Origin of the sequence: Leifsonia xyli (assembly GCA_001647635.1) — a bacterium.
In the GTDB taxonomy this organism is placed as follows: domain Bacteria; phylum Actinomycetota; class Actinomycetes; order Actinomycetales; family Microbacteriaceae; genus Leifsonia; species Leifsonia xyli_A.
The window spans coordinates 1,711,664-1,737,409 of the sequence record CP014761.1; the positions used below are offsets into that span (position 1 = coordinate 1,711,664).

The window sequence follows — 25,746 nt, forward strand, 5'->3', positions numbered from 1 at the left end:
GAGGATCTCGCGGGCACGACGACCCTGCGCTCGGCCACGGGGACGCTCACCGTGGTCGTCCTCACGTACAAGCGGCCGCAGCTGCTCGCCCTCGTGCTGCCCGAGCTCATCGACCAGCTCGGCGAACTGGATGCGGTGTCCGGCATCGCCTCGGACCTGCTCGTCATCGACAACGACCCGGAGGAGAGCGCGCGGCCGGTGGCTGCGGAGACCACGTCGGACCGCGTCCGCTACATCACCGAGAAGCGCCGCGGCATCGCCGCCGCCCGCAACCGCGCCCTCGACGAGACCGCGGACCGCGACGCGATCGTCTTCATCGACGACGACGAGCGCGCCCGCAGCGGGTGGCTCGTGAACCTCGCCGCGACGTGGCTCGAGACGCGCCCGACGGCGGTGATGGGCCGCGTGATCTCCGAGTACCCGGAGGACGCCGACCCCTGGGTGGTCGCGGGCGACTTCCTGCGGCGCCCGAAGCATCGGACCGGCGACGAGCTCGCGATCGCCGCCACCAACAACCTCCTGCTCGACCGCGCCGCGGTGGCCGGGCTCGGGCTGCGCTTCGACGAGACGCTGGGGCTGTCCGGCGGAGAGGACAACCTCTTCACCCGGCAGCTGGTGGCGCGCGGCGGCCGCATCGTGTGGTGCCAGGACGCGGTGCTCGACGACGAGTGGCCGCGGGAGCGGCTGCAGCGGCGCTGGCTGCTGCACCGGTCGTTCAGCCACGGGAACACCGCGGCGATCGTGGACGCGCTCATGGTGCCCGCGGGACCACGCCGCGCGGGCGTCCGGGTGCGCCGCGCCGCGGGCGGCGCCGGCCGGGTGGTGCTCGGACTCGGCCGCTGGGCGGTCGGCTCCGTCACCGGCGACCTGCGGCACCGCGCGCGCGGCCAGCGCGGCGTCTACCGCGGCTTCGGGATGATGTCCGGCGCGATAGGACGCGTCTACCAGGAGTACGCCCACCGGGAGCGGGTCGCATGACCGCGCTCGCGCATCCCCGTGTCCGGCTCTACGACCAGCTGCGGACCGCCCACCTGGAACGGGCGCAGGCGCTCGAGCCCGCGTCGATCGTGTACCGGCGCCGCCGCTACGACTTCGACGAGGACCAGGCGCGCGGGCTGGACCTGGTGCAGGCCGGCCTCGCGAGGTCGGCCGCGCTGGCGCTCCGCGGACGCTGGACCGACCTGGAGGTGAACGAGCCGCTCGACCTCGCCGCGCTGCCGCGCACCGCCGTCGTGCTCGCGGCCTCCCGGCTCGGCCGCCTGCTCGGCCGTCCGCGCCCCACCGTCGTCACCTACGCGATCGGCAACCTCGACGTGTTCGACGTGCGCGCCCCGCGCCTGCGGTCGCGGGTGCGCCGCCGCGCCGAGCTCGCGCTCGCCCGCTTCGTCTGGCGGCGGATCGACCGTGTCGCCTTCGGCACGCCCGGAGCGCAGGAGGTCTACGCGCGCCGGTTCGGCAGCGCTGCGGACGCCACGCTCATCCCGGCGCTTCCGGCCGCCTGCGACTGCCCGCCCGCGGAGAAGGACGGTGCCCGCGTGGTCTTCGTCGGCGCGCTGACCGAGCGCAAGGGCCTGCCGCTCCTGCTCGCGGCGTGGCCCGGCATCCGAGCCGCGAACCCGGAAGCCACGCTCGTGGTGATCGGCAAGGGCCCGCTCGAGGACGCCGTGCGACGCGCCGCCGCCGCCGACCCGAGCATCCGGCTCGTCGTCGATCCGCCGCGCTCCACCATCCACGCCGAGCTCCGAGCCGCCCGCACCCTGGTGCTGCCGTCGCAGCCGCGCGACCTGTGGCGCGAGCAGGTGGGGCTGCCGATCGTGGAAGCGCTGGCGCACGGCTGCCGCATCGTCACCAGCTCCGAGACCGGGCTGGCCGCGTGGCTCCGGGAGAACGGGCACCCGGTGCTCGCGCCCGACTCCCCCGCGGACGCGTGGGCCGCCGCGGTCGCGACGACCCTGACCGGGAGCGCCGAGTCGGATGCGACCCGCATCCTGTCCGCTCTGCCCGCCGAGGACGGGCGCCTCGCCGCCGACCACTGGCTGTTCCACCGGACGGAGGCCGCGCGATGACGCACGTCGCCACCCGTCCGCGCAACCGCATGGTGACGGCCGTCGGCTCGACGGCCGCCATGAAGGTCGTCGTGATGGGGATCTCCGGAGTCCTCGGTATCGTCACCAGCCGGGTCATCATCGAGAACTTCGGCGTCGCGGCCTACGCGCAGTACGGCCTGCTGACCGCGCTGCCCGCACTCCTGCCGTTCGCGGACCTCGGGATGGGCGCGGTGCTCATCAACGCGGCCGCCGGATCCGACGACCCCGCACGCGATGAGAAGCTGCGCCGCACGATCGCGACCACCATCCGCGTGCTCAGCGTGTCGGGGGCGGTCATCGTCGCCCTCTGCGTGCTGATCAGCCTCTTCGGGCTGTGGCCGACCCTGCTCGGCGCCGGACTCATCCCGGGCAGCGGAAGCACTGCCGCGCTCGTCTGCGGCGTGATCTTCGGCGCCGCCCTGCCGCTGGCGATCGGGCCACGACTGCTGATCGGCCTCGGGCGCAACGCCCTGCAGGTGGCGACCCAGGCGGTCGTCGCCCCGATCATCCTCGTGCTAGTGGGCGGCTCGGCTCTGCTCGCCCTGCCGGCGGAGTCCGCCATCGCGGTCTACTCGTTCATCGCGAGCGCCGCGTGCTCGACGCTGTGCCTGATCCTCGCCGCGCGGGCGCTGCCCCGGCAGCTGGGCGGGGCGGTACGGGAGGCGCTGCACCCGCGTCGCTACCCGGGCGTACGAACGCGCAGCATCGCGTGGCCGATGCTGGTGCAGATGATCGCGCTGCCGATCGCGATGCAGACGGATCGGCTGCTGCTCAGCCATCTGACGACCGGTGACGAGCTGGCCCAGTACAACCTGGCGTCGCAGCTCTTCAACATCCTGCTGGCGACGATCGCCGCCTCCGGGATCGCGCTGTGGCCGATCTTCGCACGAGCGAGGGCCGACCGGACGGTGACATCACCGCTCCGGCCGACCCTCTGGTTCACCGTGCTTGGGCTCGCTGCCGCGCTCCTCCTGGCCCTCGTCGCGCCGTTCCTCGCCGCGTTCGTGTCGAACGGGCGGATCGTGCTCGACGGCTGGCTCATCGGAGGCTACGTGGTCTTCATCACCCTCCAGGCGGCCAAGTACCCGATCGGCATGTACATGACCGACGAGCGGGGGCTCGCCTTCCAGGTCTGGCCGATCCTTGTCAGCGTGCCCCTCAACCTCGGTCTGTCGTGGTACCTCATCGGGGTCCTGGGAGCGGGCGGTCCGATCGTCGGAACGGCGATCTCGGTCCTGCTCTGCCAGGTGATCCCGAACTTCTGGTGGGTCAGGCGGGACCTCGCGCGGCGAGCCGCCGAGGTCCCACCCGGGTCACCAGGCGCCGAGGTGCGGGACGCCGGCCGGCTTGCCGGCGAGTGACGTCACCACGGCGGGCGGCGCCGTCGCGAGCGCGCCGGTCTGGCCGAGCGCTGCGCTGGTCAGCGAACCCGCTGCGGTCACCAGGCTGGGGCCGATGAGCTCGGTGCTCGCCCCGCCCTGGCCGGTCGCGGCCTGGAACGACGGCAGCGTCGAGTAGATCGCCGGGTCGCCCGCTCCGCGCGACCAGATCACGACCCAGCCGGGCTGAGACGTCGACGGACGCTGGAACAGGGTGTTCGACACCACGGTCTTCAGCGCGGCGGCCGAGAACTGGTGCGAGTAGTCCTCCATGCACAGCAGGCAGTTGCCCGTCGAGCCGGAGAGCACCGAGTTCCGCACCTGCACGTTGGAGCTGATCCACGTCATTTCGGGGTCCGGGAACGGACGACGGGGGTCGTGACCGTAGTCGGCCGCGTTGGTCCCACGGCGGGTGGACTGGGTGATGTCGACGTTGCGCTTGTTGTCCGCGAGCGTCGAGTTCCAGATCTGCACGTCCGCCGAGCTGTCGACCTTCACGCCCGCCTGGCTGTTGTCGATCGCCTTGATGTTCGACACCAGCGCCTTCTGCGAGATCTCGATGTCGAGACCGTTCGCGAGGTTGCGGAGGTAGTCGTTGTTGGCGAACGTCATGTCGTAGACGGCCATGTCGGTCCAGAAGCCCTGCCCGTAGTTGCCCACGAACGCGCTGCCGGTCACGGTCACGCCGCGGGAGCGGGTGATCTTCATGCCGCCGGACACCGGGGACGTGTTGAACCGCTCGGCCGTATTCCCGGCCGCGAGCAGGTTCTGCACGGTCAGGTTGTCGGCGTAGTCGGCGTGCACGCCGGTGAGGCCGTTGCGGGCCACGGTGACGTTGCGGAGCACGTTATTCGCGCCGCCGAGCGAGATGCCCTGAGTGGCGCTGTCGGTGACGGCGATGTTCTCGAGCGTCGTCCCGCCCTTGGTGGCGGTGAGCACGCCCATGTCCGGCACGGAGTCCGCGTAGCGGCGGATGCCGAAGCCGCGGAGCACATCACCGGAGTTGGCGATCGTGAACGCTTTCTGGAGGGTGCTCGCCCGGGTGTCGCCACCCGTCGGGTCGGTCCCCGTGATCAGGGTCTTCGCCGCCTCGTTGTACGCGAACGTGCCCGCGACGACCTTGGAAGCGTCGGTGACCTGACGCTGGGAGGTGCCCTTCACGAACAGCTGGTCCGGGTGGGCGGCCATCGGGAAGGAGGGGTTGATCCACTGCCAGCCGGAGGCCGTGCCGTCCGCAGCACCGCGCGAGTACGTCGGGCTGTGGTCGAACACGTGGTTCCAGCCGGTGGCGACCCAGACGGATCCGGACTTCGTCCAGTTCGTCACCGGGACGCTGCCGTCGAACCAGACGGCCTCCTTCGGGTACGACTGGAGCGTGAGCTGCTTGCCCGGCGGGAGCGTGACGCTCTCGTTGTAGGTGCCGGCGCGCAGCACGATGGTCTGACCGGAGGTCGCCTTCGCGACGGCGGCGGCGACCGTGCGGAACGGGCTGCCCTGGCTGCCGGTGGCGGAGTCGGAGCCCTGCGGCGACACGAAGAGCGCGCCGGCGGGGACCGGGTACGAGGTCTGGCCGGGCTCGGCCGAGCCGGTCGTCGAGCGGACGCCGGTCAGGTCGATGCCGGTGGTGACCGGGGTGCCGGGGTTCGGCTGCTCGGGAGCCGGCGGCGTCACCGGCGGAGCCGGCTGCGACGGGGTCGGCGTGGGCGTCGGAGTCGTCGCGGGAGGCGTCGGCGTCGGCGTGCCCGTCGGCTTCGGCGTGGTGGTCGGCGCGGGGGTCGAGCCGCCCGTGGTCGCCGGCACCAGCTTCTGCGCGCGGATGCCCGAGTGCCGGAGGGCGACGGGCGACGACGCGCTGGACGCGTACGTCCAGATGCCGAAGGCGCCCGCGCCGGAGAGGCGCTGCTGGGAGGCGTCGGCGCCGGTGACCTGCCAGGCCGGCACGGTCGCGCCGGTCGTGTAGGCACGGGCGGAGAAGTCGACCGGGGCCGCGCCCGTGGTCTGCGCCTCGATGGTGATCCGCTGGCCCGCGCGGACCGATGGCACGACGACGCGCTCGGCGGCCAGCGTGGCCTGAGCGCCGCCGGCGTCACCGACGCGGAGGAACGAGAGGTTCGCCGTGCCGCGCGGGGTGACGCGCAGCTGCGCGACATAGGCATGACCGCCGGCGATGCGCAGGCGCAGGCCGGTGTAGACGCCGTTGCCCGAGAGCGGCAGCGCCGGGACGGTCAGCTCGTCGGAGGCGTGGATGTCGCGCTCCGACACCGAGCCGAGCACGGCTTCGGTGGAGTGGCCGGGCGACGGGGCGGTGAGCGTGCCGCCGCCGGACGGCGACACGGACTGGCCCGCGCTCTTGCTCACGGTGTAGGCGCCGCCGACGGGGGCGTCGCCCCAGCCGGTCGCGATCGAGCGGTTGAAGTCGTCGGAGACGATCGTCTTCCCGAGCTCGTAGGACGTGGCGGCGGTCGCCCCGAGGGGGACAGTCACGGCCGCCGTTGCGGCGACCGCTGCGATGCCCACGCCGGCGAGGACGGCGCGGAGCTTCGTGGATTTTGTGGGAGTGTCGGGGTTTTGGGGGTGTTGGCGAGGCGGTGTCTGGCCTTGCGGACCATGGACTGTCTTCCAATGCTTGTAGTTCACGAACAGAAAACACGAAGGTGAGACCAGGCCTTCTGCGCGGAGCTTCCCGTCAACCTAGCAGACACCATTCGTCCATAGAACACGAACGCGCGATTTTATCGCCGGGCCGGGGGAGCCACCAGGGAACTATAACCCCCCAATTCGGGTGTCCCCTTCATCCGACACAATGGGAGCATGCCCTTCCGCATCCTCACCGTCTGCACGGGCAACATCTGCCGCTCGCCCGCCATGCACCTCCTGCTGGCGCACGAACTGCGGGGCGACGGGCGCTTCTCGGTGAGCTCGGCGGGTACGCACGCGGAGGTCGACTGGCCGGTGCACCCGCCGATGGACCGGATGCTCGGGGAGCGCGGCATCGACGTCGAGGGCTTCTCCGCGCGGCAGGCCGACCGCGCCCTGCTGCGCGGATCCGACCTCATCCTGACGGCGACGCAGCAGCACCGGGGGTGGGTCGCCGAGCACGAGCCGACGGTGGTGCGCCGCGCCTTCACGCTGACCGAGTTCGCCGACGCGTCGGCCGACGCTCCCGCCGGTCTCTCCGCCGCCGAACTGGTCGCGTGGGCAGCGGCCCATCGGCCTCCGCTGCGTGTGCGCTCGTTCGGCTCCGCCACCCGGCGGGGATACGACGAGGGCGACATCCTCGATCCGTACGGTCGCGGAGAAGCGGCCTTCACGGCCTCGCTCGCCCAGATCGACCCCCTCGTAAGCCGGGTCGCGCGTGTGCTCGCGCAGACATCCCCTCAAGCTGGGTGACAAATCCTCACTAATCCGCCAGAATGGTGAGGATATCTCAACCATGAGGGGGAAGCCCGTGACCCGACGCGTCGGCTACGCCGCAGGGGCGTTCGATCTGTTCCACATCGGACACCTGAACATCCTCAAGCACGCCAAGAGTCAGTGCGACTACCTCATCGCCGGCGTGGTGTCCGACGAGATGCTCCAGGTGACCAAGGGGATCGCACCGGTCATCCCGTTGGCCGAGCGGCTCGAGATCGTGCGGCACATCGCCTACGTCGACGAGGCGGTGCCCGAGACGGTCCCCGACAAGCTCGACATGTGGCGTGAGCTCAAGTTCGACGTCTTCTTCAAAGGCGACGACTGGCGCGGCACCGAGAAGGGGATGCGACTGGAGCGGGAGTTCGCCGAGGTCGGGGTCGAGGTCGTGTACTTCCCGTACACGATGACCACGTCGTCGACGCAGCTGCGGAAGGCGCTCGCGGCGCTAGCCGGCTGACGACTCCTCCGACGACGCGGCGAACCGGTCCGTGGCCTCGATCAGCGCGTCCAGGATGCCCGGCTCGTCGAACGCGTGTCCCGCGTCCGGGATCATCCGCAGCTCCGCCTCCGGCAGCGCGCGGTGGAGGTCCCACGCGGTCATCGGCGGCGTGCAGACGTCGTAGCGGCCCTGCACGATCACGGTCGGGATGTCGGCGAGCTTCGGCGCATCCCGGATCAGCTGGCCCTCCTCGAACCAGCCGCCGTGCACGAAGAAGTGGTTCTCGATGCGCGCGAAGGCGACCGCGTACGCGTCCTGAGTGAACGACTCCACCAGCTCGGGACGCGGCAGCAGCGTGATGGTGGACGACTCCCACCGCGACCAGGCGATCGCCGCCGGCTGGTGCACCGCCGGGTCGGGGTCGGCGAGCAGGCGGTGATACGCGCGGATGAGGTGGCCGCGCTCCGCGGGCGGCACCGGCTCGAGGAACCCCTCCCACAAATCCGGGAACAGCGCCGCCGCGCCGCCCTCGTAGAACCAGTCGAGCTCCTGCGCCCGCAGGGTGAAGATGCCGCGCAGCACCAGTTCGGTCACCCGCTCGGGATGCGTCTCCGCATACGCGAGAGCGAGGGTGCTCCCCCACGATCCGCCGAACACCTGCCAGCGCTCCACCTCGAGGTGCTCACGCAGGCGCTCGATGTCCTCGACGAGGTGCCATGTCGTGTTCACGGCGAGGTCGGCCTCGGGCTCGCTCGCGTGCGGGAGGCTGCGTCCGCACATCCGCTGGTCGAACAGCACGATCCGGTAGCGCTCCGGGTCGAACAGGCGGCGGTGCGCGGGGGTGGTCGCCCCGCCGGGGCCGCCGTGCAGGAAGACGACCGGCTTGCCCTCCGGGTTTCCGCTCACCTCCCAGTACAGCCGCTGGCCGTCGCCGACGTCCAGCATCCCGCTGTCATAGGGCTCGATCTCCGGGTACAGGGTCCGCATGGGACGAGGCTAGCGGCAGGTGGGGGTCACACCCGTGCGCCGCGCTCGATCGACGATCGGAGCGAGCGGCCGCCGGCCGGGTCGAGGGACAGCAGCCACGCCTGCAGCGCGGCGGCGGGCCACTGGCCGGCGCGCAGGTCGAGGCCCGGATCGGGGTGGAAGCCGGCGGCCTCGCGGACACAGCCCACCACGTCGAGCAGGGCGATCGTCGCCGCGACCCGCGGGGTGGGCCGGTGGTCGATGACCAGCGACCAACGCACGGCCTCGCGTAGCGCGCGCTCCTCCGTCGTGCTCGACGCCGGGTGGACGGGCGCGCCGGCGAGGCCGAGGAACGCCCACGGCCTCCGCTCGTGCAGCACCCCGCGCTCGACCAGCCGCGAGAGCACGGCGTCGGCCAGGGATCCGCGCCCGAGGCGGTCGACCCACCACTCGTCGGTCTGCGGAGCGGCGGTCGCCGCGATGCGCTCGCGCACGGCTGCCACCGGATCCTCGTCGGCGGCTCCGAGCGCGGTCGCCCGCACCCGACCCTCGTGGTCGAGCTCCGCCTCGCCGCGGACCGCCAACTCGGCCAGCGCGCCCGCACCCAAGACGGCGCTGAAGGTGCGCAGCTCGACCGCACGGCGGCCGCTGGAGTCGCGGAGCAGGAGAAGGGCGAGGCCCTCGGGGACGCTGAGCGTCTCGGGTGCGGGAACGGTCACGCCCTTAACGACGTGAGCGCAGCCGTTTCGTGACGCGCTGCCGCCGAATCAGAGCCGGGACGCCGGAGCCGAGAACGTGTCGCACGCCGCCGCGCCCTGGCGGAACCCGGTCGTGAACCAGCGCTGGCGCTGCTCGGCCGAGCCGTGCGTCCATCCCTCCGGGTCGACGCGGCCGGTCGCCGCCTGCTGGATGCGGTCGTCGCCGACCGCCGCCGCCGCGCTCAGCGCGTCCGCGATCTGCTCGTCGGTGATGGGTTCGAGGAAGGTGCGACCCTTCTCGTCCTTCGTCGTCGAGGCGGCGCCGGCCCAGCTTCCCGCGAAGCAGTCCGCCTGCAGCTCGGTGCGGACGCTGTCGGAGGCGGGGCCGGTCTCGCGGCTGGTGTGCTGCTCCATGATCCCGGCGATGTTCTGGATGTGGTGCCCCCACTCGTGGGCGACGACGTACATCTCGGCCAGCGGTCCGCCGGTCGAGCCGAACTTCGAGCGCAGCTCATCGTAGAAGCCGGTGTCGACGTAGAGGGTCCGGTCGGGCGGGCAGTAGAACGGGCCGACGGCGCTCGTCGCTCCGCCGCATCCCGTGTCCGTCTGGTCGGTGAACAGGACGAACTGCGGGCTCGAATAGCTGCCGCCGAGCTGCGGCAGCGCGTCCGCCCAGTAGGTGTCGAGCGACGCGGCGGCCCCCTGCATGCGGCAGTCGATGCTGGCGTTCGCTTCGGCTCCGGTGGTGCAGCTGACGGCCTGGTCCCCCGTGCCGATCTGCTCGGTGCCGCCTCCGGAGCCGCCGCCGACGAGCCCCGAGACGTCCACGCCGAAGAGCTGGGCGATGAGGAACACGGCGATGGCGCCGAGGCCGACGCCCCCGGCGGCGATCCCGGTCGTGCGGCCGCGGCGGCGCACCTTGCCGCCGCTGATGTCGGCATTCGGATCGAACGTCATGACGCGCACGATACGCCCGGCCGTCTGCGCGGACATGGGGGTTGCGCGGGGCTTGCGCATACGGCAGAGGGCCGGTCTAGGCTCGGCCTCGTGAGCGCATCCACCACGCCCGTGACCGTCACCGTGACCGGAGCAGGCGGTCAGATCGGGTACGCGCTGCTGTTCCGCGTCGCGTCCGGGCAGCTGCTCGGCCGTGAGACGCCGGTCCGGCTGCGGCTGCTCGAGATCCCCGCGGGCCTGCGGTCGGCGGAGGGCACGGCGCTGGAGCTGGAGGACGGCGCCTTCCCGCTGCTGCACTCGGTCGACGTCACCGACGACCCGCGCGCCGCGTTCGACGGCGTGAACATCGCCCTGCTCGTCGGGGCGCGGCCGCGCGGACCCGGGATGGAGCGCAGCGACCTCCTCGCGGCCAACGGCGCCATCTTCGGGCCGCAGGGCGAGGCGATCAACGCGGGGGCGGCGTCCGACGTGCGGGTGCTCGTCGTAGGGAACCCCGCCAACACGAACGCGCTCATCGCGAGCGCGCACGCGCCCGACGTGCCGGCGGACCGCTTCACGGCGATGACCCGGCTCGACCACAACCGGGCGGTCGCGCAACTCGCGCGGCACCTCCACGTGCCCGTGCGATCGGTCGACGGCGTCATCGTCTGGGGCAACCACTCGGCGAGCCAGTACCCCGACCTCACCCACGCGACGGTGGACGGGCGCCCCGCCACAGAGCTGGTCGACGAGGGCTGGCTCGTCGACGAGTACATCCCCCGGGTCGCGAAGCGCGGCGCCGAGATCATCGAGGTGCGCGGGTCGTCGTCCGCCGCGTCCGCGGCGAGCGCCGCGATCGACCACGTCCACGACTGGGTGAACGGCACCGGCTCGCGGTGGACGAGCGCGGGCGTCGTGTCGGATGGGTCCTACGGAGTGCCGGAGGGTCTGGTGTCGTCGTTCCCGGTGCGGTCGGAGGCCGGCGCATGGCGGATCGTGCCCGGTCTCGACATCGACGCCTTCTCGCGCGAGCGCATCAGCGCGTCCGTCGCCGAGCTCGTCGCCGAGCGCGACGCCGTGCGCGCCCTCGGCCTCCTCTAGCGTGCGGTCCCCCTCCGCGACTTCCCGCCACCTCCACGATTCGTCACGAATGGCGCCCATTAGTGACGTATGGGCGCCATTCGTGACGAATACAGCGCGGGGTCAGCGCTTCTTCTGGGACTTCTCGGGGGTGGGCAGGGTGCCCGCGGCGCGGCGCTCGGCGTAGTAGGCGCGGGCCTCGGACTGGCGCTCCGCCTCGGCGCCGGACGCGATCTTCGCGCGGACGAGCTCGGGGCCGTAGCCGAACGCGTCCACGAGGTCCACGGCGTGCGGGCGGATGCGCGTGAGCAGCCGGTCGATGTAGGCGCTGACAGCCTGCGCGCGCTGCGGCGACAGGCGGCCGTTCATCAGGTACCAGGCGAGGTGCTTCTCGATCAGCCCGAAACCGAACAGGTCGCGCAGCCAGGTCAGCACCTGCTTGGTGCCCGCGTCGGGAGCCTGCTCGAGCGCGTCCGTGAACGCCTCCCACTGCAGCAGCTCGCCGTGGGCGCGAGCGGCCTCGATCAGCTCGTTCTGCTGCGAGTTGAACAGGTCGGCCGCGGCCTTCTTGCCAAGCTTGGAGGCGGGACGGAGCTTGCCGGCGATCTGCGCGATCATCGTCTCGACGCGGGCCGTCAGCAGCTCGCGCTGGGTCGTCGGCTCCTGCAGCCAGTTGACCGATCGGGCGGTCGAGCCGAAGTCGCGGACCGTCTGCGCGACGCTCCGCAGCCCCGACCCGTGGTACGCCTTGCCGGCCGCCTGGGTGACGACGTAACGGGCGAGGGCGCCCGCGTCCGCCTTGGCGAACTTGCGGCTGTAGTCCGTGAGCAGACGCTTCGCGACGAGCTGCAGCAGGACGTTGTTGTCACCCTCGAAGGTGACCCAGATGTCCAGATCCTGGCGGAGCGACGTGATCCGGTTCTCGGTGAGGAAGCCGGCGCCGCCGCAGGCCTCGCGGGCCTCCTGCAGCGTGTCGAGCGCGTGCCAGGTGCTCAGCGGCTTGAGGGCCGCCGCGATGGTCTCGAGGTCCTGCCGGTCGGTGTCGGAGTCGGCCTTGCCGCTGAACACGTCGTCGAACTTGTGCAGGAACACCTCGTGCGCGAAGCTCGCGGCGTACGTCGTGGCAAGACGCGGAAGCAGGCGGCGCTGGTGGCGCTGGTAGTCGAGGATGACCTCCTCGTCGCTGTCGCTTCCCGCCGTGAACTGACGGCGCTGGGCGGCGTAGGTGATGGCGATCTTCAGCCCGATCTTGGAGGCGATCACCGCCGAGCCGTCGAGCGAGACGCGGCCCTGGACGAGCGTGCCGAGCATCGTGAAGAACCGGCGTCCGGGGCTCGCGATCGGCGAGGTGTAGGTGCCGTCCTCGGCGACATCCCCGTAGCGGTTCAGCAGGTCGGTGCGCGGGATGCGCACGCCGGTGAAGTGCAGTCGGCCGTTGTCGATGCCGTTGAGGCCGCCCTTCTGGCCGTCGTCCTCGCCGCCGATGCCGGGCAGGAAGTCGCCGTTCGCGTCCCGGATCGGGACGTAGAAGGCGTGCACGCCGTGGTTGACGTTCTTCGTGATGAGCTGCGCGAAGACGACCGCCGCCGTGGCGTCGACCGCCGCGTTGCCGAGGTAGTCCTTCCACGCGCCCCGGAACGGCGTGTCGATGACGAACTCCTGCGTCTCCGGGTCGTAGGTGGCGGTGGTGCCGACGCTGGCGACGTCCGAGCCGTGGCCGGTCTCGGTCATCGCGAAGGCGCCGGGCACGTCGAGCGCCATGATCGCGGGCAGGTACTTCTGGTGGTGGTGCTCGGTGCCCAGGTGCATGACGGCCGAGCCGAACAGGCCCCACTGGACGCCGGACTTGATCTGCACCGAGGGGTCGGCCGCCACGAGCTCTTCGAAGGCGGCGATGTTGCCGCCGTTGTCCTCCTGGCCGCCCACCGACTTCGGGAAGGCTCGGTGCACCTGTCCGTTCTCGACGAGGAGCTTCAGCTGCTCGAACACGCGCTTGCGGTGGTCGGCGACCAACAGCCCCTCCTGCTTCTGCATCTCCGGGCGCGACGAGAGCGCACGCGAGGCGAGGCGGGCCTCCGCCCAGTCGCCCAGCAGCTGGCGGCCCAGCGCCTCGACGTCGACGCGCGGGGCGGCGCCGGTCGTGCGCGGGGGCTCGGGGACGGCGGGCGCCGGGGATGCGGCGGGGGTCGCGCTCGGGACGCGTTCGGCAGTGTCGACCATGACCTCTCCTAACGGAAATCGCGGGATATCGTCACGCTACGACGCCCGTCGCGCGAGCGGAAACCGTCGGTGCCCCGCCTACAAAAGCGGGTCGGGACGTCCACCCTGCCGTTTGTGGGAACCGTCCAAACGCGGGCCTCCGCTCCGTGACACCACGCACAACGCGCTCAGCCCCCGAGCACAGCAAAAACGTCGCCCCAGATGGTCTGGGACGACGTTCTTCCTTGCTCGGGGGCGGCGGGAGCAGCGCGCGTCAGGCGGCGCGGCGCGAGGCGCGCGGGGCGCGCAGGTCGCGCTGCTGCGGACGCGGCGCGCGGAGCGGCGTGGTGAGCGCGGCGCGTGCGGCCGCGGCTCCCTTGAGCTCGATGACGGTGCCCGATGCGACCTGGGCGTCGCGCTCGACGCGCGCGCCGTTGCCGATCATCGCGTTCTCGCCGAGCTTGGCGCCGCTGCCGATCTTGACGCCGGAGCCGACGATGCAGCCCGCGCCGATGTGGACGTTCGCGCCCACGAAGGTGCGGTCGCCGACCGTGGCGCCCTTGTCGATCCAGCTGCCGGCGCCGACGTACGCGTCCATCCCGACACGGGCATCGGCCTCGACGTAGGCGGTCGGCTCGATGTACGCCGACTCGGCCACCCGCGCCGTCGGGGAGACGAGTCCCCGGCCGTTCGCGTGACGCTTGTACTTGATGACGGCCCCGGTCTCGTCCTCGAGCTCTTCGATCATTCGTGCCATGTAGCTTGAGTCCTCCATTCGAGCTCGCAAAGTAATCGCTCAATGAGATAACACCGCCCCGTGGGAAGTAATTCCCTGGTCGTACGGTGGAACGACGGACGATACGCCTTCACGGAGACGCCGCAAGGGGTTACCCCGGGGAGGATGCTGTGGCAGGGCTCAGGCGGAGGCGGACGCCACGACCGAGAGCAGCGCCTCGCCGTAGGCCTCGCGCTTCTTGGCGCCGATGCCGGAGATGCCGTCGAGGTCGGCCAGCGACGCCGGCCGCGCGGCCGCGACCGCGCGCAGCGTGGCGTCGCCAAACACGATGTACGCCGGCACGCCCTGCTCGCGCGCCTGCCCCGCGCGCCAGTTCCGAAGCGCCTCGAACAGCGGTTCGTCGTGCGGCGCGAGCTCGGTTGAGGCGGAGCCGGCGCTGCGCGACGACCGGGAGGTCCGCTCGGGACGGTCGGGCTCGGTGCGCAGAACCACCTGACGCCCGCCGGACAGCACCTCGGCGCTCGCCGGCGTGATCGTCAGCACGCCGTACTCGCCCTCGGGCTTCAGCAGCTCCTGGGCGATGAGCTGACGCGCGACGCCGCGCCATTGGCTCTCGCTGAGGTCGTCGCCGATGCCCCAGGTGGCGAGCTGGTCGTGCCCGTACTGCTCGACGCGCGAGGTGCGCCTGCCGCGCAGGATGTCGATCAGGTGGCTCGCGCCGAACCGCTGGTTGCGCTCGCGCTTCAGGCGGACGACGGTCGAGAGCAGCTTCTGCGCGGGCACAGTGCCGTCCCAGCTGTCCGGAGGCGTCAGGCAGGTGTCGCAGTTGCCGCACGGCCCGGACTCCTGGCCGAAGTACGCGAGCAGGTTCACCCGGCGGCACTGCACCGTCTCGCACAGCGCGAGCATCGCATCCAGATGCTGCGTCATGCGCCGGCGGTGCGCGAGGTCGCCCGGGGAGTCGTCGATCATGCGCCGCTGCTGCACCACGTCTTGCAGCCCGTAGGCCAGCCAGGCGGTGGACGGGAGGCCGTCGCGGCCCGCGCGGCCGGTCTCCTGGTAGTAGCCCTCGACCGACTTCGGGAGGTCGATGTGGGCGACGAAGCGCACGTCGGGCTTGTCGATGCCCATGCCGAAGGCGATGGTCGCGACGACGATCACGCCCTCCTCGCGCAGGAACCGGGCCTGCGTCCGCGCGCGCTGCGATGCCTCGAGACCGGCGTGGTACGGGAGCGCGGTCAGGCCGCGGGAGGACAGGAACTCGGCCGTCCTCTCGACCGACGCCCGCGACAGGGCGTAGACGATGCCGGCGTCGCCGGGGTGCTCGCGCGTGATGAAGTCGAGCAGCTGCTTGCGCGGCTCGGCCTTGGGGACGATGCGGTACTGGATGTTCGGCCGGTCGAAGTCGGAGACGTAGTGCTCCGCGCCCTCGAGCCTCAGCCGGGAGGTCAGCTCGCGATGCGTCGCCTCGGTCGCCGTCGCCGTGAGGGCGATGCGCGGCACATCGGGCCAGCGGTCGGCCAGCTCGGACAGGGCCAGGTAGTCCGGGCGGAAATCATGCCCCCACTGCGACACGCAGTGGGCCTCATCGATGGCGAAGAGCGCGATGCGCCCGCGCTCGAGGAAGCGCTTGGTCGCCTCGGACGACAGCCGCTCCGGCGCCACATACAGGATGTCGAGCTCGCCGCCGAGGTACGCGCGCTCGACCGCGGACCGCCCCGCCGCATCCTGCGTCGAGTTGAGGAACGCCGCGCGCACGCCGACCGCGGTGAGCGCATCGACCTGGTCCTGCATGAGGGCGATGAGCGGGGACACCACGACACCGGTGCCCTCGCGCAGCAGCGAGGGGATCTGGTAGCAGAGGCTCTTGCCGCCGCCGGTGGGCATGAGGACGACCGCGTCACCGCCATCGGCCACCCGCTCGATGATCGCCTGCTGCTGCCCGCGGAACCCGTCGTACCCGAACACCGTGCGCAGCGCATCCTGGGCGGTCGAGAACCGCGCGGGCGTCGCGCGCACCGGCGCCTGCCGGACCGCGACCGCTCCGCGTCCGGTCGGCGCACCCGGCTCGACGGCATCCCAGACCGCCCCGGAGTACGGGTCGTCGAGCTCAGGGGGCGCCTCTTCGTCGAGAGGAGGCGCATCCCTGTCGTCGGGGACCCAGCCGGAGGTGAAGCTCATGCCTTCGATCGTAACGGCGGCCGCCGACGCGTTCCCGGGGAGCGGCAGCATCTGTGGATAACCCGCGCACCCGCGGCCTCGCCTCCGGTACCATCGCCCACATGCGCCGGCTCATCGTGACGGAGTTCATGACCCTCGACGGCGTCGTCGAGGCGCCCGGCGGCGAGCCCACCCATCCGCACTCCGGCTGGACCATCCCGTTCGGCACCGACGCCCTGTACGCCTTCAAGCTGCGCGAGGTTCTGGAGGCGGAGTCGCTCCTGCTCGGGCGCCGCACCTACCAGCAGTTCGCCGACGCCTGGCCGCCGCGCGAGGGCGAGTTCGCCGACAAGATGAACGCCATGCCGAAGGCGGTCGCGACCTCGCACCCCGCCGAGCTGACCTGGAACGCGACCGCGCTCGAGGCGCCGATCCGCGCATCCGTCCAGGCGCTGAAGGACGGCGACGGCGGCCCGATCCTGGTCGCGGGCAGCGCATCCCTGGTCCGCTCGCTGCTGGTGTGGGGGCTGGTCGACGAGCTGCGGCTGCTCACCTACCCCGTGATGGTCGGCGGCGGCATCCGGATCTTCCCGGACGACCACGAGAAGTGGACGTTCGAGCTCGCCGACCTCACCCGATTCGACTCCGGCGCGGTGCTGCACACCTACCGTCTGGCCGGGAGCTGATGCCGGCCGCAGTCCTCGGGCTGCTGAGCGCACTGGTCTACGGGTCCGCCGACTTCCTCGGCGGGGTGGCCGCGCGGCGCATCGGCCCGGTCCGGACCACCGCTGTCGGCGCCGTCAGCGGCCTCGCGCTGCTCATGCTCTCGCTGCCCATCGCGGGAGGCGTCTGGTCGCCCGCCGCACTCGGCTGGGGCGCGCTCTCGGGGCTCGTCGGGTCGGCCGCGGTGGGGCTGCTCTACGCGTGCCTCGCGATCGGGCCGATGAGCATCCTGTCGCCGCTGACCGCGCTCGTGTCGGCGCTCGTCCCGATGGCCTGGGGGCTCATAGGCGGCGACCGGTTCGGGTTGGTCGGCTCGCTGGCCCTCGGGCTCGCGCTCGTCGCGGTCGTGCTGGTCGGCTTCGTGCCGGAGAAGGGCGCGGTGCGGCCGAGCGCCCGCGCGCTCGGGATGGCGGTGGCGGCCGGCGCGCTCATCGGGGTCTTCCTCATCCTGCTCGACCAGACCCCGGACGACTCGGGCGTGGTGCCGCTGATCGCCAACCGCGCGGTGAACGGCGCGATCATGTGGGCGGTCGTCGCGCTGCTCGTGCTCCGCCGGCGTCGGGCGCCCGGACCCGCGGACGCTCTCCCCCGCCTGCAGCCGCGCGGCGTCGGTATCGCCGCCGGCGCGGGGGCGCTCGACGCGTCCGCGAATCTGCTCATACTGATCGGCCTGCGCCTCGGCGACCTGACCACCATGTCGGTGCTGGTCGCGCTCTACCCCGCCGGCACGATCCTGCTCGCCGCCATCGTGCTGCGCGAGCGGGTGGCGCCGGTGCAGTGGGTCGGTCTCGTGCTGGCCGTCACCGCCGCCGCCCTCCTCGCCCTGGACTGACGTCGGCTGTCCCAGGCGTCTGGTTGACGCAACACGCTGTCGCGTATGCGGGCATTGCGGCGTGTTGCGTCAACCAGACGCAGGGACGGCGGGGGTCAGGTGGGCGGTGCGACCTGGGCGGCCTTCTCCAGGGCGGGGAGGGCGGCGGTGATGGCGGTCCGCTGGTCGGTCGTCAGCTCGGCGAGGACCGCCGCGACGGCCCGCGCGCGGTCGGACCGCGCCTCGACCAGGAGCGCTGTGCCGGCCTCCGTGCCGGAGACGAACAGCGACCGGCGGTCCTGCGGGTCGGGCGTGCGCTCGACGAGGCCGCGCGCCTCCAGCTCAGCCACGATCCGCGTGATGGTGGGAGCGGCGGCCAACTCGATGGAGGCGAGCTCGCTCGGGCGCAGCGGCCCGCTGCGGACGATGGTCGACAGGGCGGAGAGCTGGCCGTGGCTCAAGCCTCCGGTGGAGGAGCGGATGCGGCGGTTCAAGCGCCCGACGGCCAGGGCCAGGCGGCCGGGGACATCGTCGTCACGGCCGGCCGCCGGCCGCTCGTCAGCTTCATGCGCGGTGGGCACCGACTTCCTCGCCTTCCTCGATGGCCGGCCGCTCGGGTGCGACGGCCTCCTCATGAACATACTTGCCTCCGCCGAGGAACGACGCGACAGCCCCGATGACGCTCATGATGGCCGCAGCCAGGAAGACGACGACGAGCCCGTCGTGGAAGGGCCCGGAGATCAGTTGCGGGAAGAACTCCTTGCCAGTCAGCGTGGCCCCGTCGACGTGCGGCGCGGTCAGGATGCCGGTGGGCCCGAGCAGGCTCTGGATGGGGTTGTAGCCCAGGAACGCGGCGAACAGCGACCCGACCGGCGGGGTGTTGCCGACCTGCGCCGCGATGTTCGCGGGGACGCCGTGCGACGTGAGCCCGTTGGTCAGGGCCGACGGGAGCGCCACGGAGAGGCCCGCGATCATCAGGGAGAAGAAGATGCCGATCGAGAGCGAGCTCCCGGCATTGAGCGCGACTCCGGCCATCCCGGACGCTGCGCCGCGTTCGTTCGCCGGCACGCTGTTCATGATCGCGGTGCGGTTCGGCGACGAGAACAGGCCCGAGCCGATGCCGTTGAGCCCGGTGAGGACGGCGAACTGCCAGTACTCGAAGTTCACCGGAATGAGCAGCAGCCCGATGAAGGTCGCCGCCACGAGGAGCAGCCCGACGGTCGCGAAGGCGCGCGACCCGAACCGGTCGGAGAGCGCCCCCGAGATCGGGCCGGCCACCAGGAAGCCGATCGTGATCGGCAGCATGTAGATGCCGGCCCAGAGCGGCGTGGACTCGTAGCTGTAGCCGTGCAGCGGCAGCCAGATCCCCTGCAGCCAGATGATCAGCATGAACTGCAGCCCGCCGCGGCCGATGGCGGCCAGGAACCCGGCGAAGATGCCGGACGAGAACGCGCGGATGCGGAACAGGCGCATGTCGAACATCGGCGCGGGCACCTTCAGTTCGACGAACACGAAGAGGCCGAGCAGCACGATGCCGCCGATGATCGCCCCGAGCACCCACGGGTTGCCCCAGCCCTGGCTGGAGCCGCCGTAGGGCTGGATGCCGTACGTGATGCCGGTGAGCAGCGCGATCAGGCCGATGCCGAACGTGGCGTTGCCGAGCCAGTCGATGCGGCCGGGGTTCTTCTGCCCCACCTCGTGCAGCGACTTGATGGACCAGATGGTGCCGATCACGCCGAACGGCACGGACACGAAGAACACCGCGCGCCAGTCGATCTCGGCCAGGACGCCGCCGAGGATGAGGCCGATGAAGCTTCCGGCGATCGCGGCGACCTGGTTGAGGCCGAGCGCGAACCCGCGCTTGTTGGCCGGGAAGGCGTCGGTGAGGATGGCGGTCGAGTTCGCGAACAGCATGGCGCCGCCGACGCCCTGCACGAACCGCCAGACGATCAGCCACAGGGCGCCGGGACCCGCGGTGAACGGGTCGAGGCAGAGCGCGATGGCGGCCAGCGTGAAGATGACGAAGCCGAGGTTGTAGATGCGGACGCGACCGAACTGGTCGCCCATCCGACCGAACATGACGACGAGCACGGCGGTGACGAGCATGTAGCCCATCAGCATCCAGAGCAGGTAGGACACGTTGCCGGGCTCGAGCGGGTTCAGCTTGACGCCGGTGAAGATCGCGGGCAGCGAGATGATGACGATCGAGGAGTTGATCGTCGCCATGAGCATGCCGAGGGTGGTGTTCGAGAGCGCCACCCAGCGGTAGTGGGGGTGGTCTTTGGTGAAGATGCCGGTGCGGGCCACGGGTTTCCTTGCAGACGCGGTTGTTTATATGCGTCAACTATATAACCGATGGCGGGTCGTCAGATCAACAGTTCCCACACCCAGCGCAACTCTTCCAGCGGCGAGTCCGGATCACCGGGGAGACGGGGCTGGAGGATGAGTGAGCTGGCGATCCGGGTGATCAGCGCAGCGGAGGCGTCGAGGCGCTGCGCGGGCACGTCGGGCCCGAGTGCGGCGAGCTTCAACCGGATGATCGAGCGGACCTCCTCCGCCAGCGGGATGAGCCGGGCGGCCTGCCGCTCGGCGAGTGCCGCCGACGTGGCGAGGAGGCGGAGCCGGGATGCGCCGAGGTCGTCCGCGGCGTCGGCAGGCAGGGAGATGAGGCCGAGCGCACCGCTGAGTACCGGAATGCGCGGGTCGCTGAGGTACTCGCGGGTGCTCTGCTCGTCGATCGTCGGCAGCGCCGAGCCGAGGAGCGCGTCCTCCTTGGTGGGGAAGTGGTTGAAGAAGGTGCGCTGTTTGATGCCGGCCTCTGCGCAGATCTGGTCCACGGTCAGTGCGGCCGCCCCGTGCTGAAGGGCGAGCCGCACCGCCGCGGTCTCGATGGCGCGCATGGTCGCCCGGCCGCGGGCGTTGCCGTGCGAGGTCATCGAGGGTGTCATGGTCTATTCGTATCGCAAAGCGTCGATCGGGGTCTTCCTGGCGGCGCGGCGGGCGGGAAGCGTTCCGGCCAGGAAGGCGATCAGCACGATCAGGACGACGACGCTCAGGATGCCCACCGGTTGGAACAGCAGCAGGTGGAGCCCCGCGAGGCCGGAGAGCGGTCCGCTCGCCAGCGCGGTGCTGAGCGGGAGGCCGACACCGATGGCGACCAGCACTCCGAGGAGGCTGCCGAGCAGCCCGATGAACCCGGCTTCGAGGCTGAACAGGGCGAAGACGCGTCCACTGCTCATGCCCATCGCCTTCATCAGTCCGATCTCGCGTGTCCGTTCCTGGACGCTCATCAGCAGTGTGTTGACGATGCCGAAGGCGGCGGCGAGGAGGGCGATGATCGCGAAGGCGTTCAGCACTCCGGTGATCCCGGAGATGACGGTCTGGATGACGCCGAGTTGATCCTTGATGGTCTGGGCGTTCATCCCCTTGTCAGCGATCTCGGCCTTCAGGTCGGTGATGTGGGCGTCGCTCGCGTCGGTCGGGAAATGGGCGACGGCGACCTGGTATCGGTCGGGCGCGCTCGACCCCGCCTTCTGCTGCTCGGCGATCTGGTCGACGAGCGCGTTGTTGCCGCCGGCCCCGGAGTTCAGGAGGCTGGGGTTGGAGACGCCGACGATCGTGGCGGTCAGTTCATGCGCTGCTCCGAGGACGTCGGTGAAGCCCACGGTGACCGTCTGCCCGACGGCGTCCGCGGCGCTGGAGAAGCCGAGTGGAGCGACGTACTCCTCGGGCAGCACGATCTGACGTTCGGTCGACGAGGCGACCAGCTGGACGCCCGCGAGGAGATCGGAGCGCGCGATCGAGGAGGTCGGTGCGATCGAGAACTGGTACTTCGCGGAGCCCGGCCCGCTCACCCAGTCGAGTGAGACCGCGGACACCGGGGCGACGTCGCTCAGGCCGTCGATCGCCTTGAGGCTCTCGATGTCCGCGGCCGTCAGAGCGCCCGCCGACCCGGTGAGCGGATTGCCGGTCCCGCTGGAGGCCGTCGAGGTCTGCGGGTCGTACTTCTGCGGGCCCGAGCCCGTGGAGGTGCCGGCCTTGGACACGAGGAAGACGTCACCAGCGCCGAGGGAGGCGACCTGCTTGGTGACGTAGTCGGAGACGCCCGCGCCGAGCGCGGTGGTGAGGGTGAGGGTGAACGCGCCGACGAACAGCGCCAGCACCGTGAGCGTGGTCCGCAGCTTGCTACGGAAAGTGTTCGCCATGGCGGTTTTGAGCAGGTCGAGCGTTCTCATGCTGCCGCCTCCGCGATGTCGACGACACGACCGTCGTGGATGATGATCCGGCGATCGCAGCGGGCGGCGAGGTCCTCGTCGTGCGTGACGATGACCAGCGTGATGCCTTTCTCCCGGTTGAGCGCGAAGAGCTCGTCCTCGACGAGCGTGCCGGTCGCGCTGTCCAGGTTGCCGGTCGGCTCGTCGGCGAAGATGACATCAGGCTCCGTGACGAGCGCGCGGGTGAGCACCACCCGCTGCTTCTGTCCGCCGGACAGATCGTTGGCCCGGTTCTTGGCCTTGTCCTCCAGTCCGAACCGGCTCAGAGCCTCGAGCCCGCGGCGCCGGCGCTCGCCCGCAGGGACGCCTGCGATCTTCAGCGGCAGGGTCACGTTGTCCAGCACGGAGGTCCCTGCGGTCAGGAAGAACTGCTGGAATACGAAGCCGAAGCGACGGTTGCGCAACTCGTTGACCGCTCGCCCGGACAATGAGGCGGCGTCCGCACCGTCCACGAGCACGCTTCCGTCGTCCGGCGTGTCGAGCAGCGCCAGCAGATGCATGAGCGTCGACTTGCCCGACCCGCTCTTGCCCACAATTGCCACCGCTTCGCCCTGACGGACGGTCATGGAGACGTCGGACAACGCCTGGAACCGGCTCTGCCCTTTGCCGTATACCTTCGAGAGCCCGCGCGCGGAGAGCAGCGGAGGCTCGGATGATTCATTCATGCCAAAACGGTAACAAGTTTCGGCAGTTACTGCCTCATACCGGAGTATGAACTTTGTGGACAGGTGGTTCGCTAGCGCAGCCGTCGCCGACGTCGCGCGGCGACCAGCAACACCGCCCCGCCCAGGAGCGCGCCCAGTCCGAGCAGCGCGGGCGCGGCGCCTCCGTCCGTCGAACCCGTCGCCGCCAGTCCGGTCGTCTCCGTCGGCGGCTCGACCGGAGTCGGCGCGCAGGTCACCACGTTGGTGAGCCCGAACCGGGACGCCGGGGATGCGAGCTGCGTCGTGAAGGGGACGGCGGCATCCGCCGCCGCTCCGTTCGCGGAGTTCAGCCTGCTGCTCACGAGGGCGCACTGCTGAGCCGTGACCGTCACACGCTCGCTGATCGTCACCGTCGCGCCGACGCCGTACCCCGTCTGCACCGTGCCGAACGCCACCGGCTGGGGGAGCCGCCGCCCGGCGGCGTGAGCAAGCCCCGGGCGCTCAGCCCGGCCGGCTGGCTGCCGTCGGGATAGGACACGCCGTCCACCACCCAGGTCTTGTCGAGGCGGACGGTCGCCGGGTCGGGGGTGGACGGTTGTAGACGGAGCAGCTCACCGCCGCGTCGATCGGGACGTCGAGCGTGACCCCGGTCTGCCCGAGGTTCGCGACCGGGACGGCCGCGCCGGTCGAGAGGTTGCGGCAGACCGCTTGCGCGCCCCCCCGGGTCACAAGCGTGTAACCCGGCTGCTGCACCTCGGCGACCCCCACCTCGGCGGTCGTTCCGCCGGTCGGGTAGCTCACCTCGAACGCGACGCCGCCGGTCCCGTCGGCCGTCGTGGTCGCGGTTCCCGGAGTGACTGCAGCTCCGGCCGTCCGGGCTGCGGCGACGAACACCCATCCCGCGCCGGCGGGGGTCGCGCCGGTGATGTCCTCGCCAATGGTCCCGGACGGGACGAGCTGCTTGACCACCGTCAGGGAACCCGAGCAATTGGCCAGGGCCAGCCGGCGCAGTTCGTCGCCCGCGCCTGAGAAGTCGGGGATCTGGAAGTAGTCGGCTGTCGCGACGTTGCCGGCTGCCGGGTCGAACGCCTCGGGACCGGAGATCGCCGCGAGGTTGAGCGCCGTGATCCCGGAGACGCCGTTGCCCACGCCGAACGACACCACGCGCGTCCCCTGCGCTTTCAGGGTGTTGGCCGAGAACACGGCCGCTTCGACGTCGGTGAAGTGGGTGTTGGCGCCGTCGCCGTGGAGGGTGTCGGCGCCCCACCGGGTGGGGTTGCCGTCGGTGATTACGATCACGGCGTCGTAGTGGACGCCGGACCCGGCGACCCGCTGCAGCGCGGCATCCCAGTTGGTCCCGGCGCCCAGTCCCCAGTCCGCGTACGTCGCCTTGAACGCGTCCGCGCCGGCCTGCGTGGAGACCGACTGCAGGGCCGGGCTGTTCTGGTCGACGGCGCCGCCCGCCTGCTCGACACTCGGGGACTGGGCCGAGAAGCTGTAGACCGCCATCCGCGACGGAGTTCCCACGAAGGCGTCCGCGAAGGAGTCGGCGGCCGTCTTCAGGGTCGGGAGGTTCGCCCCGACCGACGCCGAGAGATCGAGGACGAGGGCGACATCCATCCCGCATGCCGCGGGGAGGGCCGGGTTGGCGCGCGACTGCTGCCACACGCCGTTGGACCGCGTGTTGAGCGAGTTGGAGCTGCTGAACATGAAGTCGGACGACGAGCGGTAGGTCTGCCCGGCGACGAGAGTCGGCGTCGCGAACCGGTACGGGGTGTCGATCGAACCGCTGCCACTCCCGGGACCGGTGCGCAGCCGGTCGTTCGCGTTCCAGCCCGGCGGCGGGGAGACCTGGCCCACCCACGGCGCGGTGCCGAGGAGCGCCCCGCTGACCAGGATGCTGCAGTCGCCGTCCGCGTCGGAGACGCACGTGGCGAGCGGCGTGGTGTCCGTCTGGGTGGCGAACAGGCCGAGCGTGGCGCCCGCGAGCGGACCGACGGTGGTGTCGTCCACCCGGTCGCCGCCGACGCGGATCGTCACGACGGCCTCCCCCGGCCCGGGAGCCGGGACGGCGGCAGCCGCCGGGGATGCCGCGGCCACGCTCGCGAGCACGGCCAGAGCGAGTGCTCCCAGCCCGACCGCCAGCCGTCGTCGCCGTTCGATGCCCGATCCCATCCGCCCCATGCGACCACTCTCAGCCACGGGGAGGGGGCTCCACAAGGACCGTCCTGAGCGCTGTGGATAACCGCCCCGGCTCGGCGAGGAGCTACTGCACCGAGGTCAGCCGCACCAGGTTCCGCGCGGCCATCGCGATGGTGAGCGGGCCGACCCGCGGCACGAACACGCTCGCGCGCTCGCGGACGGACGGGTCGAAGTTGGTGAACTCGGCCACATCAACGCAGATCGCGCCCTCGCGGATCTCGTCGCCGCGGATGAGCTCGAACGACCGCGACGGCACCGCGGAGATGACGACGTCGGCGGTCGCCAGCGCCTCGGCCCGCGTCACCCCGGAGTCGCGCACGTCGTGCGTGTGGCGGCCGATCGCCGGCTCGAACGTGACCGAACCGGTGAGGTCGAGGGAGTGGACGAGCGCGCCGTCGTTCGCGAGCATCGCGGCGAGCGGGCGCCCGACGAGCTCGCTGCGGTTGATCACGCAGGCGGTGACCCCGGCGAGGGGCGCGCTCGGGTCGGTGCCGCGCATCCCGGCCTTCTGCAGCAGCTTCAGGATGGCGAGCGGCGTGCACGGCAGGATCGCGCGGACGGACCGGTCCGGGTCGACGAAGCGCTGGTTCTCGTACAGGAGGCGGCTCCAGAAGGAGTGCATCCCCTCGACGTCCTTGCGCGGGTCGACGAGCTCGCGCAGCCAGCGGTCGCCGCGCGGGTCTGTGAGCGGGTAGTAGAGGAAGACTCCGTCGACGTCCGGGTCGAGGTTCGCCTCGGCGACGGCCGCCTCCACGTCCTCCGGGGCGACGTGTCGCAGGTCGAACTCGATGCCGACGTCCTGGAAGCCGCGGCCGGCGAAGCGCGCGTACGTCGCCGCGGGTCCGGTCTCTTGGCCGAGCAGGCCGACCACGCGGAGCGAGCGGCCGTCGGCGGCCAGTCGCGTGACATCCTCGCGCACCTGCGCGCGGAACTCCGCGGCCACTCCGGACGGATCGAGTTCGGTCGCGGTCATGCCGCCTCCACCACACGTGCGCTCA

22 protein-coding genes and 1 pseudogene are annotated in these 25,746 nt (G+C 71.4%); 8 read left to right on the forward strand and 15 right to left on the reverse strand.

Annotated features, from left to right (window positions below; all coding sequences use genetic code 11):
- The first annotated feature begins 24 nt into the window (after positions 1–24).
- From A0130_08425 to A0130_08435, 3 genes are read left to right on the forward strand one after another with little or no spacing between them, the layout of a single operon-like run.
- Complete coding sequence (locus A0130_08425) at positions 25–978, forward strand: hypothetical protein (GenBank protein ANF33353.1); 954 nt, start codon at positions 25–27, stop codon at positions 976–978.
- Positions 975–2,066 carry a hypothetical protein gene (locus tag A0130_08430; GenBank protein ID ANF31692.1) on the forward strand — a complete coding sequence of 364 codons (1,092 nt, stop codon included), beginning with the start codon at positions 975–977 and terminating at the stop codon, positions 2,064–2,066. Before A0130_08425 ends, A0130_08430 begins: the two co-directional genes overlap by 4 nt.
- On the forward strand, positions 2,063–3,448 hold the full coding sequence (locus tag A0130_08435) for a polysaccharide biosynthesis protein (GenBank protein ID ANF31693.1): 1,386 nt from the start codon (positions 2,063–2,065) through the stop codon (positions 3,446–3,448). The genes A0130_08430 and A0130_08435 overlap by 4 nt, the downstream gene beginning before the upstream one ends.
- On the opposite strand, the pseudogene A0130_08440 reads toward A0130_08435, so the two are convergent.
- A pseudogene (locus tag A0130_08440) lies at positions 3,401–6,075 on the reverse strand (hypothetical protein). The gene A0130_08435 and the pseudogene A0130_08440 sit on opposite strands and share 48 nt — an antisense overlap.
- A 202-nt stretch (positions 6,076–6,277) precedes the next feature.
- On the opposite strand from A0130_08440, the gene A0130_08445 reads away from it, so the two are divergent.
- Positions 6,278–6,856 carry a hypothetical protein gene (locus tag A0130_08445; protein ID ANF31694.1) on the forward strand — a complete coding sequence of 193 codons (579 nt, stop codon included), beginning with the start codon at positions 6,278–6,280 and terminating at the stop codon, positions 6,854–6,856.
- A gap of 43 nt (positions 6,857–6,899) precedes the next feature.
- Positions 6,900–7,337: a cytidyltransferase gene (locus A0130_08450; protein ID ANF31695.1), complete on the forward strand. Its 438-nt coding sequence runs from the start codon at positions 6,900–6,902 to the stop codon at positions 7,335–7,337.
- On the opposite strand, the gene A0130_08455 is transcribed toward A0130_08450, so the two are convergent.
- From A0130_08455 to A0130_08465, 3 genes are read right to left on the reverse strand one after another with little or no spacing between them, the layout of a single operon-like run.
- Positions 7,326–8,306 (reverse strand): prolyl aminopeptidase, encoded by a 981-nt coding sequence (locus tag A0130_08455; GenBank protein ID ANF31696.1) that lies wholly within the window; start codon positions 8,304–8,306, stop codon positions 7,326–7,328. The two genes, A0130_08450 and A0130_08455, sit on opposite strands and share 12 nt — an antisense overlap.
- Positions 8,307–8,332: 26 nt before the next feature.
- Entirely contained in the window at positions 8,333–9,004 is a 672-nt protein-coding gene (locus tag A0130_08460) for a hypothetical protein (GenBank protein ID ANF31697.1), read from the reverse strand.
- 48 nt (positions 9,005–9,052) lie between these two features.
- Entirely contained in the window at positions 9,053–9,940 is an 888-nt protein-coding gene (locus A0130_08465; GenBank protein ANF33354.1) for a neutral zinc metallopeptidase, read from the reverse strand.
- Between the two features lie 111 nt (positions 9,941–10,051).
- Here A0130_08465 and A0130_08470 point away from each other — a divergent pair, with 111 nt between their 5' ends.
- Complete coding sequence (locus A0130_08470) at positions 10,052–11,020, forward strand: malate dehydrogenase (GenBank protein ANF33355.1); 969 nt, start codon at positions 10,052–10,054, stop codon at positions 11,018–11,020.
- 102 nt (positions 11,021–11,122) lie between these two features.
- On the opposite strand, the gene A0130_08475 is transcribed toward A0130_08470, so the two are convergent.
- From A0130_08475 to A0130_08485, 3 genes are all read right to left on the reverse strand, one after another.
- Positions 11,123–13,219, reverse strand: a complete 2,097-nt coding sequence (locus A0130_08475; protein ANF31698.1) for an acyl-CoA dehydrogenase — start codon at positions 13,217–13,219, stop codon at positions 11,123–11,125.
- A gap of 253 nt (positions 13,220–13,472) precedes the next feature.
- Positions 13,473–13,946, reverse strand: a complete 474-nt coding sequence (locus A0130_08480) for a hypothetical protein (GenBank protein ID ANF31699.1) — start codon at positions 13,944–13,946, stop codon at positions 13,473–13,475.
- A 168-nt stretch (positions 13,947–14,114) separates the two neighbouring features.
- Positions 14,115–16,115: an ATP-dependent DNA helicase RecQ gene (locus A0130_08485; protein ID ANF33356.1), complete on the reverse strand. Its 2,001-nt coding sequence runs from the start codon at positions 16,113–16,115 to the stop codon at positions 14,115–14,117.
- Between the two features lie 53 nt (positions 16,116–16,168).
- Between A0130_08485 and A0130_08490 the strand changes: the two genes are divergently transcribed.
- Entirely contained in the window at positions 16,169–16,780 is a 612-nt protein-coding gene (locus tag A0130_08490; GenBank protein ANF31700.1) for a pyrimidine reductase, read from the forward strand.
- Entirely contained in the window at positions 16,780–17,649 is an 870-nt protein-coding gene (locus tag A0130_08495; protein ANF31701.1) for a hypothetical protein, read from the forward strand. Before A0130_08490 ends, A0130_08495 begins: the two co-directional genes overlap by 1 nt.
- Before the next feature lie 95 nt (positions 17,650–17,744).
- On the opposite strand, the gene A0130_08500 is transcribed toward A0130_08495, so the two are convergent.
- From A0130_08500 to A0130_08535, 8 genes are all read right to left on the reverse strand, one after another.
- Positions 17,745–18,209: a MarR family transcriptional regulator gene (locus A0130_08500; protein ID ANF31702.1), complete on the reverse strand. Its 465-nt coding sequence runs from the start codon at positions 18,207–18,209 to the stop codon at positions 17,745–17,747.
- Complete coding sequence (locus A0130_08505) at positions 18,193–19,935, reverse strand: MFS transporter (GenBank protein ANF31703.1); 1,743 nt, start codon at positions 19,933–19,935, stop codon at positions 18,193–18,195. The genes A0130_08500 and A0130_08505 overlap by 17 nt, the downstream gene beginning before the upstream one ends.
- A gap of 59 nt (positions 19,936–19,994) precedes the next feature.
- Entirely contained in the window at positions 19,995–20,576 is a 582-nt protein-coding gene (locus tag A0130_08510) for a hypothetical protein (protein ID ANF31704.1), read from the reverse strand.
- A gap of 3 nt (positions 20,577–20,579) precedes the next feature.
- Complete coding sequence (locus A0130_08515; protein ANF31705.1) at positions 20,580–21,863, reverse strand: hypothetical protein; 1,284 nt, start codon at positions 21,861–21,863, stop codon at positions 20,580–20,582.
- Positions 21,860–22,567 (reverse strand): ABC transporter ATP-binding protein, encoded by a 708-nt coding sequence (locus A0130_08520; GenBank protein ANF31706.1) that lies wholly within the window; start codon positions 22,565–22,567, stop codon positions 21,860–21,862. Before A0130_08520 ends, A0130_08515 begins: the two co-directional genes overlap by 4 nt.
- 71 nt (positions 22,568–22,638) lie before the next feature.
- The gene (locus tag A0130_08525; GenBank protein ID ANF31707.1) at positions 22,639–23,001 is read right to left on the reverse strand and encodes a hypothetical protein; all 363 of its coding nucleotides are present in this window, start codon (positions 22,999–23,001) and stop codon (positions 22,639–22,641) included.
- Positions 23,002–23,047: 46 nt separating this feature from the next.
- Entirely contained in the window at positions 23,048–24,730 is a 1,683-nt protein-coding gene (locus tag A0130_08530) for a hypothetical protein (protein ID ANF31708.1), read from the reverse strand.
- 82 nt (positions 24,731–24,812) lie between these two features.
- Positions 24,813–25,721, reverse strand: coding sequence for a hypothetical protein (locus tag A0130_08535; GenBank protein ANF31709.1), 909 nt, complete (start codon positions 25,719–25,721; stop codon positions 24,813–24,815).
- Between the last annotated feature and the right edge of the window lie 25 nt (positions 25,722–25,746).

Coding starts and splice junctions, on each gene's coding strand:
- A0130_08475 (ANF31698.1), bottom strand. CDS start 13,219: ATGGTCGACACTGCCGAACGCGTCCCGAGCGCGACCCCCGCCGCATCC.
- A0130_08465 (ANF33354.1), bottom strand. CDS start 9,940: ATGACGTTCGATCCGAATGCCGACATCAGCGGCGGCAAGGTGCGCCGC.
- A0130_08445 (ANF31694.1), top strand. CDS start 6,278: ATGCCCTTCCGCATCCTCACCGTCTGCACGGGCAACATCTGCCGCTCG.
- A0130_08435 (ANF31693.1), top strand. CDS start 2,063: ATGACGCACGTCGCCACCCGTCCGCGCAACCGCATGGTGACGGCCGTC.
- A0130_08510 (ANF31704.1), bottom strand. CDS start 20,576: ATGACACCCTCGATGACCTCGCACGGCAACGCCCGCGGCCGGGCGACC.
- A0130_08520 (ANF31706.1), bottom strand. CDS start 22,567: ATGAATGAATCATCCGAGCCTCCGCTGCTCTCCGCGCGCGGGCTCTCG.
- A0130_08495 (ANF31701.1), top strand. CDS start 16,780: ATGCCGGCCGCAGTCCTCGGGCTGCTGAGCGCACTGGTCTACGGGTCC.
- A0130_08535 (ANF31709.1), bottom strand. CDS start 25,721: ATGACCGCGACCGAACTCGATCCGTCCGGAGTGGCCGCGGAGTTCCGC.
- A0130_08455 (ANF31696.1), bottom strand. CDS start 8,306: ATGCGGACCCTGTACCCGGAGATCGAGCCCTATGACAGCGGGATGCTG.
- A0130_08450 (ANF31695.1), top strand. CDS start 6,900: ATGAGGGGGAAGCCCGTGACCCGACGCGTCGGCTACGCCGCAGGGGCG.
- A0130_08430 (ANF31692.1), top strand. CDS start 975: ATGACCGCGCTCGCGCATCCCCGTGTCCGGCTCTACGACCAGCTGCGG.
- A0130_08480 (ANF31699.1), bottom strand. CDS start 13,946: ATGATCGAAGAGCTCGAGGACGAGACCGGGGCCGTCATCAAGTACAAG.
- A0130_08485 (ANF33356.1), bottom strand. CDS start 16,115: ATGAGCTTCACCTCCGGCTGGGTCCCCGACGACAGGGATGCGCCTCCT.
- A0130_08530 (ANF31708.1), bottom strand. CDS start 24,730: ATGGGGCGGATGGGATCGGGCATCGAACGGCGACGACGGCTGGCGGTC.
- A0130_08515 (ANF31705.1), bottom strand. CDS start 21,863: ATGAGAACGCTCGACCTGCTCAAAACCGCCATGGCGAACACTTTCCGT.